The 18,248-nt window shown below is 61.0% G+C and carries 12 protein-coding genes and 1 pseudogene; 9 read left to right on the top strand and 4 right to left on the bottom strand.

Annotated elements, in window-relative coordinates:
* Positions 1-244: 244 nt before the first annotated feature.
* From J2W17_RS29820 to J2W17_RS29805, 4 genes and pseudogenes are all read right to left on the bottom strand, one after another.
* A pseudogene (locus J2W17_RS29820) lies at positions 245-402 on the bottom strand (putative zinc-binding protein); the annotation flags it as partial.
* Positions 403-1,077, bottom strand: coding sequence for a Crp/Fnr family transcriptional regulator (locus J2W17_RS29815; protein ID WP_307343497.1), 675 nt, complete (start codon positions 1,075-1,077; stop codon positions 403-405).
* 86 nt (positions 1,078-1,163) lie between these two features.
* Positions 1,164-1,811 (bottom strand): two-component system response regulator NarL, encoded by a 648-nt coding sequence (narL, locus tag J2W17_RS29810; protein ID WP_307343494.1) that lies wholly within the window; start codon positions 1,809-1,811, stop codon positions 1,164-1,166.
* On the bottom strand, positions 1,808-3,610 hold the full coding sequence (locus tag J2W17_RS29805) for a HAMP domain-containing protein (protein WP_307343491.1): 1,803 nt from the start codon (positions 3,608-3,610) through the stop codon (positions 1,808-1,810). Before J2W17_RS29805 ends, narL begins: the two co-directional genes overlap by 4 nt.
* Positions 3,611-3,913: 303 nt before the next feature.
* On the opposite strand from J2W17_RS29805, the gene J2W17_RS29800 reads away from it, so the two are divergent.
* From J2W17_RS29800 to J2W17_RS29760, 9 genes are all read left to right on the top strand, one after another.
* Complete coding sequence (locus J2W17_RS29800; protein WP_307343486.1) at positions 3,914-5,218, top strand: MFS transporter; 1,305 nt, start codon at positions 3,914-3,916, stop codon at positions 5,216-5,218.
* On the top strand, positions 5,196-6,593 hold the full coding sequence (locus tag J2W17_RS29795) for a NarK family nitrate/nitrite MFS transporter (protein WP_307343484.1): 1,398 nt from the start codon (positions 5,196-5,198) through the stop codon (positions 6,591-6,593). The genes J2W17_RS29800 and J2W17_RS29795 overlap by 23 nt, the downstream gene beginning before the upstream one ends.
* A gap of 69 nt (positions 6,594-6,662) precedes the next feature.
* On the top strand, positions 6,663-10,436 hold the full coding sequence (locus tag J2W17_RS29790; RefSeq protein ID WP_307343481.1) for a nitrate reductase subunit alpha: 3,774 nt from the start codon (positions 6,663-6,665) through the stop codon (positions 10,434-10,436).
* Position 10,437: 1 nt separating this feature from the next.
* A complete protein-coding gene (narH, locus tag J2W17_RS29785; protein WP_307343478.1) occupies positions 10,438-11,976 on the top strand; it encodes a nitrate reductase subunit beta in 1,539 nt (512 codons plus the stop codon).
* A 2-nt stretch (positions 11,977-11,978) separates the two neighbouring features.
* Positions 11,979-12,734, top strand: a complete 756-nt coding sequence (gene narJ, locus J2W17_RS29780; RefSeq protein ID WP_307343475.1) for a nitrate reductase molybdenum cofactor assembly chaperone — start codon at positions 11,979-11,981, stop codon at positions 12,732-12,734.
* On the top strand, positions 12,727-13,407 hold the full coding sequence (gene narI, locus J2W17_RS29775; RefSeq protein ID WP_307343472.1) for a respiratory nitrate reductase subunit gamma: 681 nt from the start codon (positions 12,727-12,729) through the stop codon (positions 13,405-13,407). Before narJ ends, narI begins: the two co-directional genes overlap by 8 nt.
* 10 nt (positions 13,408-13,417) lie before the next feature.
* A complete protein-coding gene (locus J2W17_RS29770) occupies positions 13,418-14,377 on the top strand; it encodes a peptidylprolyl isomerase (protein WP_307343469.1) in 960 nt (319 codons plus the stop codon).
* Positions 14,378-14,400: 23 nt separating this feature from the next.
* Positions 14,401-15,393 carry a GTP 3',8-cyclase MoaA gene (moaA, locus tag J2W17_RS29765; RefSeq protein ID WP_307343465.1) on the top strand — a complete coding sequence of 331 codons (993 nt, stop codon included), beginning with the start codon at positions 14,401-14,403 and terminating at the stop codon, positions 15,391-15,393.
* Between the two features lie 291 nt (positions 15,394-15,684).
* Complete coding sequence (locus J2W17_RS29760; protein WP_307343462.1) at positions 15,685-17,700, top strand: ribonucleoside triphosphate reductase; 2,016 nt, start codon at positions 15,685-15,687, stop codon at positions 17,698-17,700.
* Positions 17,701-18,248: the final 548 nt, after the last annotated feature.

Raw genomic sequence — 18,248 nt, 5'->3', positions numbered from 1 at the left:
CCAGCGAATGCGGTACAACAGTCGACATCAATGTTGAATGTGCCACCGCTATCGCGGGCAAGCCCGCTCCCACAGTTTGATGTGCATGTTCCCAATATCCGTGCCCAACGCATAACCCCTGTAAACGCGTAACCCCTGTAGGAGCTGGCTTGCCAGCGAAGGCGGTACAACAGTCGACATCAATGTTGGATGTGCCACCGCCTTCGCCGGCAAGCCGGCTCCTACAGGGGTTATGCGTTGCCTGTCAGGCCATTGTTTCCTGCCTGCTTTCATGCTGCAAGGCATCAGTGGCAATCAACTGGCTGATCACTTCAAACAACTCATCCCCCTGCGCCTCGGTGCAGTCCTCGCCGTTGCGTTTGCGCCGTGCTGGTTGAGGATCAGGTGCACATCCGCATGAAGCTATTGGAATGCCGCCAGATCCTCTTCGGCGAGGATGCTGATATTGCGCCGTTCCATGGTGATCAGGCCGCTGTCGACCAGACGATGCAGGATCCGCGAAAAGGTTTCCGGCTGAATCCCGAGTTTCGACGCCACAAGGCGTTTGGAGACCTGCAAGACGATCCGGTTGGTGAGCGGATTGCGCTCCTGGAACAGGAAATGGATCACTCGCCGGCTCGCGCTGGCCATGGTCAAGGTATCGATGTCGCGCAGTCGCAGGTGCAGGTGCACACTCATGCTAGCCAGGATGGCCAGGCAGACCTTGGGCTGGTCCTCCAGGGCGCTGCGGTAATGGCTGCCCTCGATACTCACCAGCACACTGTCCTTCAGCGCCGTGGCGCTCACCGGGTACAGCCGGGCCTGGCTGAAGAGCAAGGCTTCGGCAAAGGTCTGGCCCGGCTGGATGATTTCCACCAGGTTTTCCTGGCCTTCGCCGGTGAGCCGGTACAGCTTGACCTGGCCGCTGACCAGCAGGAAAAAACGCTTGGCCGGATCCCCCTGGTGCATGAGCGTGCTGTGACAACCCAGGCGCTTGAGCATGGCCAGGGCGCAGACTTCTTCGAAGACTTTTTCCGGCAGCTGGCTGAACAAATGGTGTCGACGCAACGTTAAAACGATGGAAGGGTGGGTCAGCATGGCGTACCTCCGCTGACGGTCATAGTAAAGAGCACGAGGCTATTGCCCTATGCCTCTGCAGGTCTACCTCGAAAGAGGCATGTCCCTTAGCCCGCACTGCGCAGGTGCTCCATGGCCCACACCGCCGCCTCGACCCGCGAGCGCAAGCCGAGTTTGTGCAGCAGGTTCTTGACGTGAACCTTGACCGTGCCTTCGGTGATGCCCAGCTTGTGCCCGATGACCTTGTTGCTGAAGCCGCTGGCGATGGTTTTCAGTACCTGGCGTTCACGCTCGGTCAGCTCCACCACGGCCTGGCGCGGGGGGGAGCGCAGCGCCTGGGCCATGACCTGGGTCAGGCCCGGGCTGATCACCAGCGCTCCGTGCAAGGCATCGCGGATGTACTGCACCAACAGTTCCGGCTCCATGTCCTTGAGCAGGTAGCCGTCGGCGTCCAGGCGCAGTGCGTCGCGAATATCGTCCTCGGCGTCCGAGACCGTGAACAGCAGCACCTTGCCGCTGTAGTGCATCGCCCGCAATTGACGCAGGGTTTCGATGCCGTTCATTTGCGGCATGTTGTTGTCGAGCAGCACCAGGTCCGGTCGCAGCGGCTCGATCAAGGTGAGGGCTTCTTCGCCGTGGCTGGCTTCGCCGACGATCTCGAAATCATCTTCAAGCTCGAGCATCTGGCGGATGCCGTGACGCATCATCGGATGGTCGTCGACCAGCAGGATTCGGTGTCGCGGGGTCGGGTTCATGGGACGCTACCTTCTGTTTGCTGCCCAAGAAACTCCGGGCGGAATTCCAGTTGGACGCGGGTGCCCTGGGGCGCCCTGGAAATAATCTGCAATTGGCCGCGCAAGCTGCGCGCCCGCTCATCCATGATGTTCAGGCCGTGGTGTTCGCGCTGATCGACCTTGCCGCTGAAACCGCGCCCGTCGTCTTCGACGCTGAGCCTGACGGTTTCACCGTCCTGACGCAGTTCGAGCCAGGCGCTTTGCGCATGGGCGTGGCGCAGGCAGTTGGAGAGCGCCTCGCGGGTGATCTGCAAAATGTGGATCTGCTCGCTGGCCGATAGCTGGAAGGCCAGGGCATCGACGTGCAGGTGCACCTGGAACTCCCCGCGCCGGGAAAACTCCTCGGCGGTGTCCTTGAGTTCCTGCACCAGCCCCGCGTCGTGGATCTGCAAGCGAAAGGTGGTCAGCAGCTCGCGTAACTGGCGGTAGGCATTGTTCAGCCCTTCACGCAGCTCCGCCGTGACGTTTTCCAGGGTCTCCACCGGTTCGCCACGGCGCATCAGGGTCTGCAGGCGGCTGACCTGCAGCTTCATGTAGGACAGGGCCTGGGCCAGTGAGTCATGCAGCTCGCGGGCGATGATCGTGCGTTCGTCCAGCAGCAGCAGGCGGTGATCCTGCTCCCGCTGGCGCTTGAGCGAGAGCGACGTGCCGATCAGGTTGGCCAGGGCCTGGATCAGTTGGGTTTCCCAGGCTTGCGGGGGATGGCCGTCGACAAAATGCGCCTTGAGTTCACCCAGCTCGTTGCCCTGATTGCTGATGCTGAAGGTTTGCGGGCTGGTTTCATGGTGCTTCTGGCAGGTGGCGCAATCGCTGCTGGCGCAGACCTCGCGGATGTTCGCACCATGCAGGGCGAGCAACTGCTGGGCCGGCGCCTGGGATTGCCCTTGCAGGCACAGCGACAGGCGCAAGCCCGGCAGGCGTTGCTGGAAGCGCCGGATCAACTCATCCAGGCCTTCGGCATTGGCCAGGCGTGTGGCCAGGCTACGGCTGCTCTGATACAGCAGCTCGAGGGCGGCGTTGGCTTGCTGCAGGTTCAGGGTTTTTTGCCTGACCTGACTCTCCAGGGTGCGGTGCGATTCTTCGATGGTCTCGGCCATGGCGTTGAAACTCATGGCCAACTGGCCCAGTTCATCCCGGGACTGATGATTGACCCGCACCTTGAAATCACCGCGACGAAAGCGCTGGGTGGCGTCCACCAACTCTTTCAGGGGCATGACGACCCCATACTGCAATTCGTATAACCCGATCAGCAGGACGAACAGGGTGGTGAACAAGGCCATGCCCTGGATCACCTGTTGCCAGCCTTGCTTTTGTTCGCTTTGGCGCTGTAGCAGATGGACGAACTGATTCAGTTGCTCAACGAAGGGCAGGGCTTTGGCTTGAAAAGCGGCACCATCGTCGCGTTCCAGTGCCGGGCGCAACTCCTCGTTCCAGTAGTGCTGGATTTGCCCGTAGCTGATTTGCAACGCGGTGTTCGGACCATCTTCCAGCACCGCCTTGAGTGAATGGCTGTTGAGGCGATTTTGCAGGCTGTCGGCAATGCTAGTGATGTCTTCCCTGGAGGCACCTGCCGCCAGTTTCCAGCTCAGGTGGTAGGTCTCCATGCGCACCGAGCCCGCGGTGTTGATCGCCGCCGCATCACCCTGGCTGAACCAGGCGATCAGGCCGGCGCTCAATGAGCTGGCGAGGGCGAGCACGGCGATCAGGATCACCGCCAGGCCGGCGCGGGCGGGCAGGGAGCTGCGCAACCAGCGAATCATCAACGCAGGTCCCGGGAACAATCAGGAAAACAGAACATGTGGCGCACCAGAGCGAGGTTTGCCGCCAATCCCGGGCGCGCTACCTCTAAAGAGTTGTCGACTGATCCCTGTCAGCAAAAACCTCGGAAGAAAAGCTCAAGCCCCTGATAAAACGAGGGTTTCAAGCCTTTGCACGACTACCTCCTTGGAGGTAGACCGCACAAGCATAGGCCTGTGCCCCCATGGACTACGTTGACATGGATCAAGTTTTTGCGGGGTCGGCCTCTCTAGTCTGCAGCCGTGGCTAACTGACTGGAGAGCATCGTGACCCAACCCCGTGTACGACAAGGCCTGGTGCTGGGCATGAGCACGCTGGCCTTCACTGTCTGTTTCATGGTCTGGATGATGTTTGCCGTGCTCGGGGTGCCGATCAAGGACCTTCTCCAGCTCAACGAAACCCAGTTCGGCCTGTTGGCCGCGACCCCGGTGTTGACCGGCTCGCTGGTGCGGTTGCCGCTGGGCCTGCTGACCGACCGCTTTGGCGGGCGCAGCGTGTTCTTCCTGCTGATGCTGTCCTGCGTCGCTCCGCTGTACCTGATCAGCCACGCCACGGCCTACTGGCAGTTCCTGGTGCTGGGCTTGTTCGTCGGCCTGGCCGGCGGCTCGTTCTCGGTCGGAATTGCCTACGTCGCCAAATGGTTCGACAAGGAGAACCAGGGCTTCGCCATGGGTATCTTCGGCGCCGGGAATGCCGGGGCCGCAGTGACCAAGTTTCTCGCCCCGGCGCTGATCGCTGCCGGCAGCTGGCAGCTGGTGCCAAAGGTCTTCAGCGCGATCCTCTTTATTACTGCGTTGTTGTTCTGGTTCCTCAGCGCCGAAAACAAGGACCACCGTAGTGCCACTGGCGCAACTTTGCGGGAGCAATTGTGCTCACTGAAGGACCCTGCGGTGTGGCGCTACTGCCAGTACTACTCGATCGTCTTCGGTGGCTACGTCGCCCTGGCCCTGTGGATGACCAAGTACTACGTGCAGGAATACGGTTTCAGCCTGCAAAGCGCGGCGCTGCTGGCGGCCTGTTTCTCCCTGCCCGGTGGCGTGCTGCGTGCCGTCGGCGGCTGGATGTCGGATCGCTGGGGTGCGCAAAGCGTGACCTGGTGGGTGTTGTGGGTCAGCTGGGTCTGCCTGTTCCTGCTCTCATACCCGCAAACCCAACTGCAAGTGCAGACCATTAGCGGCCCGGTGGATTTCCACATCGGCCTCAACCCCGCGCTGTTCACCGTGCTGCTGTTCGTCATGGGCATCGCCTTCGCGTTCGGCAAGGCCTCGGTTTTCAAGTACATCGCCAACGACTATCCGAACAACATGGGCGCGGTGTCCGGCATCGTCGGCCTCGCCGGTGGCCTGGGCGGTTTCGTCCTGCCGATCCTGTTCGGCGCCCTGGTGGACCTCACCGGCGTGCGCTCTTCCTGCTTCATGTTGATGTACGGCGTGGTCTGGGTCTCCCTCACCTGGATGTACTTCAGCGAAATCCGCAAAAGCCCGGTGCTGGGTAAAGCGCCGGCGCTGACCCCGTCCCCGATTTCCAGCATTGCCCTAGGAGAAGAACATGTCCGTTCTGCAAAAGCCTGACAAAGGCCCGGTCATTCATGACTGGCGCCCCGAGGACCCAGCATTCTGGGGGCGTAGCGGTAAACAGACCGCCACGCGCAACTTGTGGATTTCCATTCCTGCACTGTTGTTGGCCTTTGCGGTGTGGATGGTCTGGAGCACGGTGATCGTGCGCTTGAACGCCATCGGCTTCAGCTTCACCACCGACCAGCTGTTCTGGCTGGCGGCGTTGCCGGGGCTGTCCGGGGCGACCTTGCGCGTCTTCTATTCCTTTATGGTACCGATCTTCGGCGGCCGTCGCTGGACCGCCCTGAGCACCGCATCGCTGTTGTTGCCTTCGATCTGGATGGGCTTCGCCGTGCAGGACCCGAGCACCTCCTACAGCGTGTTCGTGTTGATTGCCTTGCTCTGCGGTTTTGGTGGCGGCAACTTTGCCTCGAGCATGTCCAACATCAGCTTCTTCTACCCCAAGTCGCAGCAAGGCACGGCCCTTGGCCTCAATGCCGGGCTGGGTAACCTGGGCGTCTCGGTGATGCAGTTCTGTGTGCCGCTGGTGATTACCTTCGGCGTGTTCGGCTTCATGGGTGGCTCGCCGCAAGCACTGCCGGATGGCGGCCAGTTGTGGTTGCAGAACGCCGGCTTCATCTGGGTGCCGTTCATTGTCCTGGTGACGGTGCTGGCCTGGTTCGGCATGAATGACCTGTCCAGTGCCCGCGCTTCTTTTAGCGAGCAGGCGGTGATCTTCAAACGCAAACACAACTGGCTGATGTGCTGGTTGTACCTGGCGACCTTCGGTTCGTTCATCGGTTTCTCCGCCGCGTTTCCGCTGCTGATCAAAACCTCGTTCCCTGATGTCATCGCCTTGAAATTCGCCTTCCTCGGCCCGTTGGTGGGTGCGCTGGTACGCCCATTGGGCGGCTGGCTGGCGGACAAGCTCGGCGGCGCGAAAGTGACCTTGTGGAATTTCGTGGCGATGATCGTGATGGTCTTCGGCGTCATGCACTTCCTGCCGCAGAACGGTGAGCCCGGCAACTTCTACGGCTACCTCGGCATGTTCATGCTGCTGTTCATCACCACTGGCATCGGCAATGGCTCCACCTTCCGCATGATCCCGGTGATCTTCCGCACCCAGCACGAAAAAGCCTCGGCCGGAAAACCACCCGCCGTGCGCGAACAAGCGCTGAAGAATGCCGGCAAAGAGTCTGCCGCGGTCCTGGGCTTCAGCTCGGCCATGGGCGCCTTCGGTGCGTTCTTCATTCCCAAATCCTTCGGCTCTTCGATGGCCCTGACCGGCGGCCCGGAGATGGCCTTCTACATGTTCGTCGGCTTTTACCTGAGCTGCATCGTCGTGACGTGGTGGTGGTACGCGCGCAAAGGCGCCGCGACACCCTGCTGAATCGAGCCGAATCCAACCATTGCGTGGGCGGGGCACAGACTCCGCGACAAAGCCTGAGAGGACTACACCGTGAGTCATTTACTGGATCAATTGCGGTTTTTCAATCGCAAGCAAAACGAGTTTTCCGATGGTCATGGCGAGACTCGCAAAGAGTCCCGCGACTGGGAGAACGTCTACCGTTCGCGCTGGCAGTACGACAAGATCGTGCGTTCCACCCACGGGGTGAACTGCACCGGCTCCTGCTCGTGGAAAATCTACGTCAAGAACGGCTTGATCACCTGGGAAACCCAGCAGACCGACTACCCGCGTACCCGTAACGATCTGCCGAACCATGAGCCCCGTGGCTGCCCCCGTGGTGCCAGCTACAGCTGGTACATCTACAGCGCCAACCGCCTCAAGTACCCGAAAATCCGCAAGCCGTTGCTCAAGCTCTGGCGCGATGCGCGGCAAACCATGGCGCCGGTCGAAGCCTGGGCCAGCATCGTCGAGGACAAGGTCAAGGCCGACTCCTATAAAAGCAAGCGCGGCATGGGTGGCTTCATTCGTTCCAACTGGGAAGAAGTCAACGAGATCATTGCGGCGGCTAACGTCTACACCATCAAGCAATACGGCCCGGACCGGATCGTCGGCTTCTCGCCGATTCCGGCCATGTCGATGGTCAGCTATGCGGCTGGTTCGCGTTACCTGTCGCTGATCGGCGGTGCCTGCCTGAGTTTCTACGACTGGTACTGCGACCTGCCACCGGCCTCGCCCATGGTGTGGGGCGAGCAGACCGACGTGCCGGAATCGGCCGACTGGTACAACTCCAACTACATCATTGCCTGGGGCTCCAACGTCCCGCAGACCCGGACTCCGGACGCGCACTTCTTTACCGAAGTCCGCTACAAGGGCACCAAGACGGTAGCGATCACCCCGGACTACTCGGAAGTCGCCAAGCTCACCGACCTGTGGCTGAACCCTAAACAAGGCACCGATGCGGCGCTGGCCCAGGCGTTCAACCATGTGATCTTCAAAGAATTCCACCTGGACAAACCGAGCGCCTATTTCACCGACTACGCCAAGCGCTTCACCGATTTGCCAGTGCTGGTGCTGCTCAAGCAAATGGTCGACAAGGCACCCGGTGCCGGTTACCAGCCGGACCGCTTCCTGCGGGCCAGTGACCTGACCGACAACCTCGGCCAGGAAAACAACCCGGAATGGAAAACCATCGCCCTCGATGTCAGCGGCGAACTGGTGTCCCCTCAGGGTTCCATCGGTTATCGCTGGGGCGAGAAGGGCAAGTGGAACATCCTGCCCCGTGAAGGCGGCGAAGGCCGCGAGATCGATCTGAAGCTGAGCCTGATCGGCGGCGACGTCGCCGAAGTGGCGTTCCCGTATTTTGCCGGCGAGTCCCACGAACACTTCCAGCATGTGGCCGGCGATGCCGTGCAATACCGCCGTGTGCCAGTGCATAACGTGGTGCTGGCGGATGGCAGCGTGGCCAAAGTCGCCACCGTGTTCGACCTGTCGGCCGCCAACCTGGCCATCGATCGCGGCCTCGGCGGCGACAACGTGGCCAAGGATTACGACGACGCCTCGGTGCCCGGCACCCCGGCATGGCAGGAGCAGATCACCGGCGTCAGCCGCGAGAAAGCCATCCAGATTGCCCGTGAGTTCGCCGACAACGCCGACAAGACCAAGGGCCGCTCGATGATCATCGTCGGCGCGGCGATGAACCACTGGTACCACATGGACATGAACTACCGCGGGCTGATCAACATGCTCATGCTCTGCGGCTGTGTCGGCCAGACCGGTGGCGGTTGGGCGCACTATGTCGGTCAGGAAAAACTCCGTCCGCAATGCGGCTGGCTGCCCCTGGCGTTCGGCCTGGACTGGAACCGCCCGCCACGTCAAATGAACGGCACCAGCTTCTTCTACGCCCACAGTTCGCAGTGGCGCCACGAGAAAATGAGCATGCACGACGTGCTCTCGCCATTGGCAGATAAATCACAATTCCCTGAGCATGCGCTGGACTACAACATCCGCGCCGAACGCGCCGGCTGGTTGCCCAGCGCACCGCAACTGAACACTAACCCTTTGCACATTTGCCGTGACGCGGCTGCGGCCGGCATGGACCCGAAAGACTATGTGGTCAAGTCGCTGCAGGACGGTTCGCTGCGCTTCTCCTGCGAACAGCCGGACAGTCCGGTGAACTTCCCGCGCAACATGTTCATCTGGCGTTCCAACCTGCTGGGCTCCTCGGGCAAAGGCCACGAGTACATGCTCAAGTACCTGCTCGGCACCAAGAACGGGGTGATGAACGAAGACATCGGCCAGGTCGGCGACTGCAAACCCGAAGAAGCCGAATGGGTGGACGAGGGCGCCATTGGCAAGCTCGATCTGGTCACCACGCTGGACTTCCGCATGTCCTCGACCTGCGTCTATTCCGACATCGTGTTGCCGACCGCGACCTGGTACGAAAAAGACGACATGAACACCTCGGACATGCACCCGTTCATTCACCCGTTGTCGGCAGCGATCGACCCGGCGTGGGAATCGCGTTCCGACTGGGAAATCTACAAAGGCATCGCCAAGGCGTTTTCCAGCATGTCCGAAGGGCACCTGGGCGTTGAAAAGGACCTGGTGACCATCCCGTTGATGCACGACAGCGTCGGCGAACTGGCCCAACCCTTTGGCGGCACCGACTGGAAAAGCGCTGGCGTGGCACCGGAGCCGGGCAAGAACGCACCGAACCTGCACGTGGTGGAGCGTGACTACCCGAACATCTACAAGCAGTTTTCGTCCCTCGGGCCATTGCTGGAGAAAAACGGCAACGGCGGCAAAGGCATCAACTGGAACACCGAAGACGAAGTGAAATTCCTCGGTGAACTCAATCACAAAGAAGGCGATGCCGGTATCAGCCACGGCCGTCCGAAAATCGACACGGCCATCGACGCCGCTGAAGTGATTCTGTCGCTGGCGCCGGAAACCAACGGCCAGGTAGCGGTCAAGGCCTGGGCCGCGCTGTCGGAGTTCACCGGCATCGACCACAGCCACCTGGCGCTGTCCAAGGCCCACGAGGCGATACGGTTCCGCGACATTCAGGCCCAGCCGCGCAAGATCATTTCCAGCCCGACCTGGTCGGGTCTCGAAGACGATCACGTCAGCTACAACGCCGGCTACACCAACGTCCATGAAGGGATCCCATGGCGCACCATCACCGGTCGCCAGCAGTTCTACCAGGATCATCCGTGGATGCAGGCGTTCGGCGAGCAACTGATGAGTTACCGGCCGCCGGTCAACACCCGCACCATCGAAGGGGTGAAGGGCAAGCGCAGCAACGGCGAGATCGAAATCGTCCTGAACTGGATCACCCCGCACCAGAAATGGGGCATTCACAGCACCTACAGCGACAACCTGCTGATGCTGACCCTCAGCCGTGGCGGGCCGATCGTCTGGCTGTCGGAGAACGACGCGAAGCGCGCCGGGATCGAGGACAACGACTGGATCGAGTGCTTCAACATCAACGGTGCACTGACCGCCCGTGCGGTGGTCAGCCAACGGGTCAAGGACGGCATGGTGATGATGTACCACGCCCAGGAACGGATCGTGAACGTGCCCGGTTCGGAAACCACCAAGACCCGTGGCGGGCACCACAACTCGGTCACCCGCGTTGTGCTCAAACCGACCCACATGATCGGCGGCTATGCCCAGCAGGCCTACGGTTTCAACTATTACGGCACGGTCGGTTGCAACCGCGATGAATTCGTCGTGGTGCGCAAAATGGCCAAAGTCGACTGGCTCGATGGTTCAAGCGGCGATGATTTGCCGCGTCCCCTGCCGACCGATATCGAGGAGAACTGAGATGAAGATTCGCTCACAAATCGGCATGGTGCTGAACCTGGACAAATGCATCGGTTGCCACACCTGTTCGATCACCTGCAAAAACGTCTGGACCAGCCGCGAAGGCATGGAATACGCCTGGTTCAACAACGTCGAATCGAAACCCGGGATCGGCTACCCGAAAGAATGGGAAAACCAGGACAAATGGAAGGGCGGCTGGATCCGCAACGCCAACGGTACGATCAACCCGCGCATCGGCGGTAAATTCCGCGTGTTGGCGAACATCTTCGCCAACCCGGACCTGCCGAGCCTCGACGACTATTACGAGCCGTTCGACTTCGATTACCAACACCTGCACACCGCGCCGCTGGGCGAGCATCAACCCACCGCGCGTCCGCGTTCGCTGATCTCCGGCAAACGCATGGAGAAAATCGAGTGGGGCCCGAACTGGGAAGAAATCCTCGGCACCGAGTTCGCCAAACGGCGCAAGGACAAGAACTTCGACAAGATCCAGGCGGACATTTACGGCGAGTACGAAAACACCTTCATGATGTATTTGCCGCGCCTGTGCGAGCACTGCCTCAACCCGACGTGCGCGGCGGCTTGCCCGAGCGGGGCGATCTACAAGCGTGAAGAAGACGGCATTGTCCTGATCGACCAGGAGAAATGCCGTGGCTGGCGGATGTGCATCAGCGGCTGCCCGTACAAGAAAATCTATTTCAACTGGAAGAGCGGCAAGTCCGAGAAATGCATCTTCTGCTACCCGCGGATCGAAGCGGGGATGCCGACCGTTTGCGCGGAAACCTGCGTCGGGCGCATCCGCTACCTCGGTGTGCTGCTGTATGACGCCGACCGCATCAGCGAAGTGGCGAGCACCGCCAATGAACAGGACCTGTACGAGAAGCAACTGGAGATCTTCCTCGACCCGAATGACCCGGCGGTGATTCGTCAGGCCCTGGAGGACGGTGTACCGCAATCGGTGATCGACTCGGCCCAGCGTTCGCCGGTGTACAAAATGGCCGTGGACTGGAAACTGGCGCTGCCGCTGCACCCGGAATACCGCACCTTGCCGATGGTTTGGTACGTACCGCCACTGTCGCCGATCCAGAACGCTGCCACTGCCGGCACCGTCGGTATGAACGGGGTGATCCCGGACGTCGACAGCCTGCGTATTCCACTGAAGTACCTGGCCAACCTGCTGACCGCTGGCGATGAAAAACCGGTCAAGCGTGCGCTTAAACGCTTGCTGGCGATGCGCGCCTACAAACGTTCCGAGCAAGTCGATGGTGTTCAGGACCTGCAAGTACTTGAGGATGTCGGCCTGAGCGTGGCCCAGGTCGAGGAGATGTATCGCTACCTGGCGATCGCCAACTACGAAGACCGCTTCGTGGTGCCGAGCGCGCACCGTGAAGACGCCATGAGCGACGCCTTCGCCGAGCGCTCAGGGTGTGGCTTCAGTTTCGGCAGCGGCTGCAGCGGCAGCTCCGACAACAACATGTTTGGCGCCAAGAAGGCGAACCGCCGCGACATCCTCAAAACCGTACAGTTGTGGGAGGAATGAGCATGCAAATTCTCAAAGTGATTTCGCTGCTGCTCGATTACCCGACCGAGACACTGGTTGGCGGTCGCGACGAACTCGAGCAAGCGATCATCCAGTCCAGGGAAATCAGCCCGAAGCAGCGCGCTGCGTTGTTCGAATTGCTCGAGCTGATCTGCGCCAGTGACCTGATGGACGGGCAGGAGCACTACGGTGCGCTGTTCGGTCGGGGGCGTTCGCTGTCGCTGCTGTTGTTCGAGCATGTGCACGGCGAGTCCCGCGACCGTGGCCAGGCCATGGTCGACATGATGGCGCAGTACGAAGCCGCCGGTTTTGCCATCGGCGTCAAGGAGCTGCCGGACTATATCCCGCTGTACCTGGAGTTCCTGTCCACCCGCGAAGACATCGAGGCCCGCGAAGGCCTGGCGGATGTATCGCACCTGCTGGCCTTGCTCGCGGCGCGTCTGGAGGAGCGCGAAAGCGCCTACGCGAGCTGCTTCCGGGCATTGCTGCAGATTGCCGGGGCCGAGCCCCATCAAGCGGTGGCCGACCTGCGTGCGCAGGTCGCTGCGGAACCTCGCGATGACTCCCTCGAAGCCCTCGACAAGATCTGGGAAGAAGAGGCCGTGGACTTCCTCCAGGCCGAACAGCAGGACCGTTGCAGTTCGCTGCCAAGCGCACCGGGCAAGGCCCGTGAGGAAAGCGCAGTGCCGTTGCACTGGGTGGATTTTCAGCATGAAGGGTTGGCCGCCGTGCCAGCCAAGGAGGTAGGCAATGTCTAAATGGAACCTGTTGGTGTTCGGGGTCTATCCCTACGTCGCCCTGGCGATTTGCCTGATTGGCAGCTGGGCGCGCTTCGATCTGTCGCAGTACACCTGGAAGGCGGGCTCCAGCCAGATGCTCAATCAGCGCGGCATGCGCGTGGCGAGCAACTTCTTCCACATCGGTGTGTTGTTCGTGCTGGCCGGACACTTCGTCGGCCTGCTAACCCCAGCGTCGATTTACCACCACGTGATCAGCACTGAGAACAAGCAGTTGCTGGCGATGGTCTCGGGCGGGTTCTTCGGCCTGCTGTGCCTGATCGGCCTGCTGATGCTGGTTAACCGGCGGCTCAGCGACCCTCGGGTCCGTGCCACTTCCAGTCCTTCGGACATCCTGATTCTGCTGGTGCTGCTGGCGCAATTGCTGCTCGGACTGCTGACCATCGTCGCGTCCACCGGTCACATGGACGGCTCGGTGATGGTAAGGCTTGCCGACTGGGCGCAGAACACGGTGATGTTGCGGCCGGTGGACGCTGCGGCGGCTATCGCGCCGGTCGGCTTGATCTACAAGCTGCACGTGTTTCTCGGCTTGACCCTGTTTGTGCTGTTCCCCTTCACCCGTCTCGTACACATGATCAGTGCACCGATCTGGTACCTGGGACGTCGTTATCAAATCGTTCGTCAGAAGTACTGAGGAGACAATCATGTCAGGTGGATGCGGATGTGGTGGCGGTAAAGGGGGCAGCGGTGGCTGCGGTTCTTCCAAAAAAGCCGAGGCCGTTCTCGACATCGCGCCGGTCGCAGCGGCGCAGTTCGAAGCACTGCCGGTAGAACCTGCAGCGGCCGATGACGCCCCGGCGCAATTGATCGCCAGCAGTGAACAGGAATGGCCGATCGTCAGCGTCAACGAGGTGTTGATCACCCCGGAGGCGATGGCCCAGGAACTGCAATATCACCCGGCTGAAAGCCGCGAGGAGGCGGTCTTCCTGGCCGCCCGGGCGCTGGTGATCCGCGAGTTGTTGCAGCAGCGCATCACCGAACTCGGGGTGTCTCTGGAGATCGGCGCCGGTGAGAACGAAGAAGAAGCGGCCACGCGTTTGTTGCTCGAACGTGAGGTGAAAGTACCGCAGTGCGACGAGGAATCGAGTCTGCGTTACTACGAAAACAATCGCGGACGCTTCCACAGCGCGCCGTTGCTGGCGGTGCGGCACATCTTGCTCGAATGTGCACCGGACGATGCCGAGGCGCGCTCCCTGGCGCAAGCCCAGGCGCAAATCCTGCTGGAGCGCCTGGCAGAATTCCCTGGCAGTTTTGCCGAGTTGTCCGTGAAATATTCAGCCTGCCCGTCGAAGGCCCAGGGCGGTTCCCTGGGGCAGATCAGCAAGGGCCAGACGGTGCCCGAACTGGAGCGCCAGCTGTTCACCCTGGCCCCGGGTCTGGCCGGAAAACCGCTGGAAAGTCGGTATGGCTGGCATGTGATCAGTGTCGACCAGCGCATCGAAGGCATGCCGCTGCCTTATGAGGTGGTGTCGACCGCGATCCGCACGCAGTTGCAGCAGGGCGTCTGGCAAAAAGCCCTGGTGCAGTACCTGCAAACCCTGATCGGTGCGGCGGATATTCGTGGCATCCACTTGCAGGGCGCCGACTCACCGCTGGTGCAGTGAAATCGGGCCAACCGGGAGAAGTGATGAACGCTGTGATGCAGGATGGCTTTGGACGCCAGATCGATTATCTGAGGATGTCGGTGACGGACCGGTGTGATTTTCGCTGTGTGTATTGCATGGCGAAAAACATGACCTTCCTGCCGCGTCAGCAGGTGCTCACCCTGGAGGAATTGCAGCGCCTGGCGACGTTGTTCGTCGGTCTGGGCGTGCGCAAGATCCGCCTCACCGGCGGCGAGCCGCTGATTCGCCCGGGCATTGTCGGATTGTGCCGCAACATTGCCGCCTTGCCCGGCTTGCGCGAACTGGTGATGACCAGCAACGGCTCGCAATTGGGCCGTCTGGCCGCGCCGTTGGTGGAGGCCGGGGTCAAACGGATGAACATCAGCCTCGATAGCCTGGACGGGCAGAAGTTTCGGACGATCACCCGCAACGGCGATCTCGATCAGGTGCTCGGCGGCATTGAAGCGGCGCGCAGCGCGGGGTTCGAGCGAGTCAAACTCAACTGCGTGGTAATGAAAGGGCGCAACTTCGATGAAGTTCCGGCACTGGTGCAGTACGCCATCGACCAGCGCATCGATATCAGCTTTATCGAGGAGATGCCCCTGGGCGACGTCGGGCGTTCCCGGGGCGAGTCGTTTTGCTCCAGCGACGAAGTGCGCACCCTGATCGCCGGGCGGCATCGCTTGCTCGACAGTACGGAAAACAGCGGCGGACCGGCGCGCTACGTGCGCCTGGAACGCCACCCCGAAACCCGCATCGGCTTCATTTCACCCAACAGCCACAACTTCTGTGGCAGCTGCAATCGGGTGCGGATGACGGTGGAGGGGAAGCTGTTGCTGTGTCTTGGGCAGGACGATGCCTTGGATTTACGTGGATTGCTGCGGCGGTACCCGCTGGATGACCAGCCGGTGATCGATGCAATCCACAAAGCTCTGCGCGGCAAGCCGCTGCGTCATGATTTCAGCCCGGAGGGGGAGGTGCAGATCGTACGGTTCATGAACATGAGTGGCGGTTGAACTGATCAGCACGGTTCATCACACATAGACCCCCTGTAGGAGCGAGCTTGCTCGCGATGGACTTTAAGTTGACGCGTTTCGTCAGAAGCCTCGCGTAATCGTTAACGACCATCGCGAGCAAGCTCGCTCCTACAGGGGCGTTATCCCCGGCATGTCACACATTTGCTTCTTCCGCTTTGTCTCGGAACTCTTGATGTTAATCAATTTCAGATCGTCTCTTTATCCGTACTCTCCACTGCATGTTGTGTCTATGTGATTTTAAACATCTATATGTAGTGTCTGGAGCCCCGAATGCAGAGCACGCTGATCGCAACAGGATTCAACCGCTTGCACAAACGCGATGGCAGTCTGGTCGCCTTCGATGCGGACAAGATCCGTCAGGCGATGATCGCCGCCGGCAAGGCGACCGGGGAATACACCGCGGACGAAGTCGACGGCTTGCTGCAGGCAGTACTGGCCCGTCTGGAAGGATTGCCAAGGCTGCATGTCGAGCAAATCCAGGATCGCGTCGAGCGCGTATTGATGGACGCCGGATTTTTCTTCGCCATGCGCGCCTACATCGTCTACCGCGAACAGCACGGAAGACTGCGCCGCGACCGCCGCACCCTGGTCGAAGTGGCGACCTCGATGAACGAGTACCTGAACCGCGATGACTGGCGAGTCCAGGCAAACGCCAACCAAGGCTATTCCCTGGGCGGGCTGGTGCTGAACGTATCGGGCAAGGTCACCGCCAATTACTGGCTGGACGAAGTGTACAGCGAGGCCATTGGCCAGGCCCACCGCGAGGCGGACCTGCATGTGCACGACCTCGACATGCTCGCCGGCTACTGCGCCGGATGGTCGCTGCGCGTCCTGCTGCACGAGGGCCTCAACGGCGTGCCGGGGCGGGTGGAAGCCGGTCCGCCCAAGCACTTGAGCAGTGCCCTGGGGCAGATGGTGAACTTCCTCGGCACCCTCCAGAACGAATGGGCCGGCGCCCAGGCCTTCAGCTCGTTCGACACCTACCTGGCCCCCTACGTGCGCAAGGACCGGCTGAGTTTCCAGGAGGTGCGCCAGGCGATCCAGGAGTTCATCTACAACCTCAACGTGCCTTCGCGCTGGGGTACCCAGACGCCGTTCACCAACCTGACCTTCGACTGGGTCTGCCCGCAGGACTTGCGTGAGCAGATCCCCGTCATCGGCGGAGAGGAAATGCCGTTTGCCTATGGCGACCTGCAAGTGGAAATGGACCTGCTCAACCGCGCCTACATCGAGGTGATGCAGGCCGGCGATGCGAAAGGGCGGGTGTTCACCTTCCCGATCCCGACCTACAACATCACCCATGACTTTCCATGGGAGAATGAAAACGCCGACCGGCTGTTCGAAATGACCGCCCGTTACGGCCTGCCGTATTTCCAGAACTTCCTCAATTCGGACCTGCAGCCCAATCAGGTGCGCTCGATGTGCTGCCGCTTGCAGCTGGATGTCCGTGAGTTGCTCAAGCGCGGTGGCGGCCTGTTCGGTTCCGCGGAACAAACCGGATCGCTCGGTGTGGTGACGATCAACTGTGCCCGCCTGGGTCATGTATTCAAGGGCAATGTCAGTGGTTTGTTGCAGCGCCTGGACACCCTGATGGAGCTGGCGATGGAGAGCCTGGAGGTCAAGCGCAAGGTCATCCAGCACCACATGGATGCCGGGTTGTACCCCTACACCAAGCGTTACCTCGGGACCCTGCGCAACCATTTCTCCACCATCGGTCTCAACGGGATGCATGAAATGCTGCGCAATTTCACCGGCGACGAGGAGGGCATGCACACCGAATACGGCCGCCAGTTCGCCCTGAACATGCTGGACCATGTGCGCGCCACCTTGCTGCGGTTCCAGGAGGACACCGGGCATATGTACAACCTCGAAGCGACCCCGGCGGAAGGCACCACCTATCGTTTTGCCAAGGAGGACATCAAGCGCTACCCCGACATCCTCCAGGCCGGCAGCACCCAGGCGCCGTACTACACCAACTCTTCGCAACTGCCGGTGGGCTACACCGACGACCCCTTCGAAGCCCTGGAGCTGCAGGATGAAGTGCAATGCAAATACACCGGCGGCACGGTCCTGCACCTGTACATGGCCGAGCGGATTTCCTCTACCGAAGCCTGCAAGCAGCTGGTGCGCAAGGCTCTTGGCCGCTTCCGCCTGCCATACCTGACCGTGACCCCGACCTTCTCCATCTGCCCGGTGCACGGCTACCTCGATGGCGAACACGAGTTCTGCCCCAGATGCGACGAGGTCCTGCTGTTGCAAGAGCAAAAAACCGGCACCGTTCATTGATACCTGTCACGCCCCCTGTAGGAGCCGGCTTGCTGGCGAAGGCGTCTTCATGGGCGCTGCAAGGCTCTCGGCCGCTTTCGCTGGCAAGCCAGCTCCTACAGGGTTTGGTATCGGCACCGTTCATTGAAGCCGATCACGCTCCTCTGCAGGAGCCGGCTTGCTGGCGAAGGCGTCTTCATGGGCGCTGCAAGGCTCTCGGCCGCTTTCGCTGGCAAGCCAGGTCCTACAGGGTTTGGTATCGGCACCGTTCATTGAAGCCGATCACGCTCCTCTGTAGGAGCCGGCTTGCTGGCGAAGGCGTCTTCATGGGCACTGCAAGGCTCTTGGCCGGTTTCGCTGGCAAGCCAGCTCCTACAGGGTTTGGTATCGGCACCGTTCATTGAAGCCGATCACGCTCCTCTGCAGGAGCCGGCGTGCTGGCGAAGGCGTCTTCATGGGCGCTGCAAGGCTCTTGGCCGCTTTCGCTGGCAAGCCAGGTCCTACAGGGTTTGGTATCGGCACCGTTCATTGAAGCCGATCACGCTCCTCTGTAGGAGCCGGCTTGCTGG

This window comes from Pseudomonas lini, assembly GCF_030812475.1.
Taxonomy (GTDB): Bacteria; Pseudomonadota; Gammaproteobacteria; order Pseudomonadales; family Pseudomonadaceae; genus Aquipseudomonas; species Aquipseudomonas lini_A.
The sequence above is the reverse complement of the archived record's forward strand: the minus strand, read 5'-3'. Positions and strand labels throughout refer to the sequence as shown.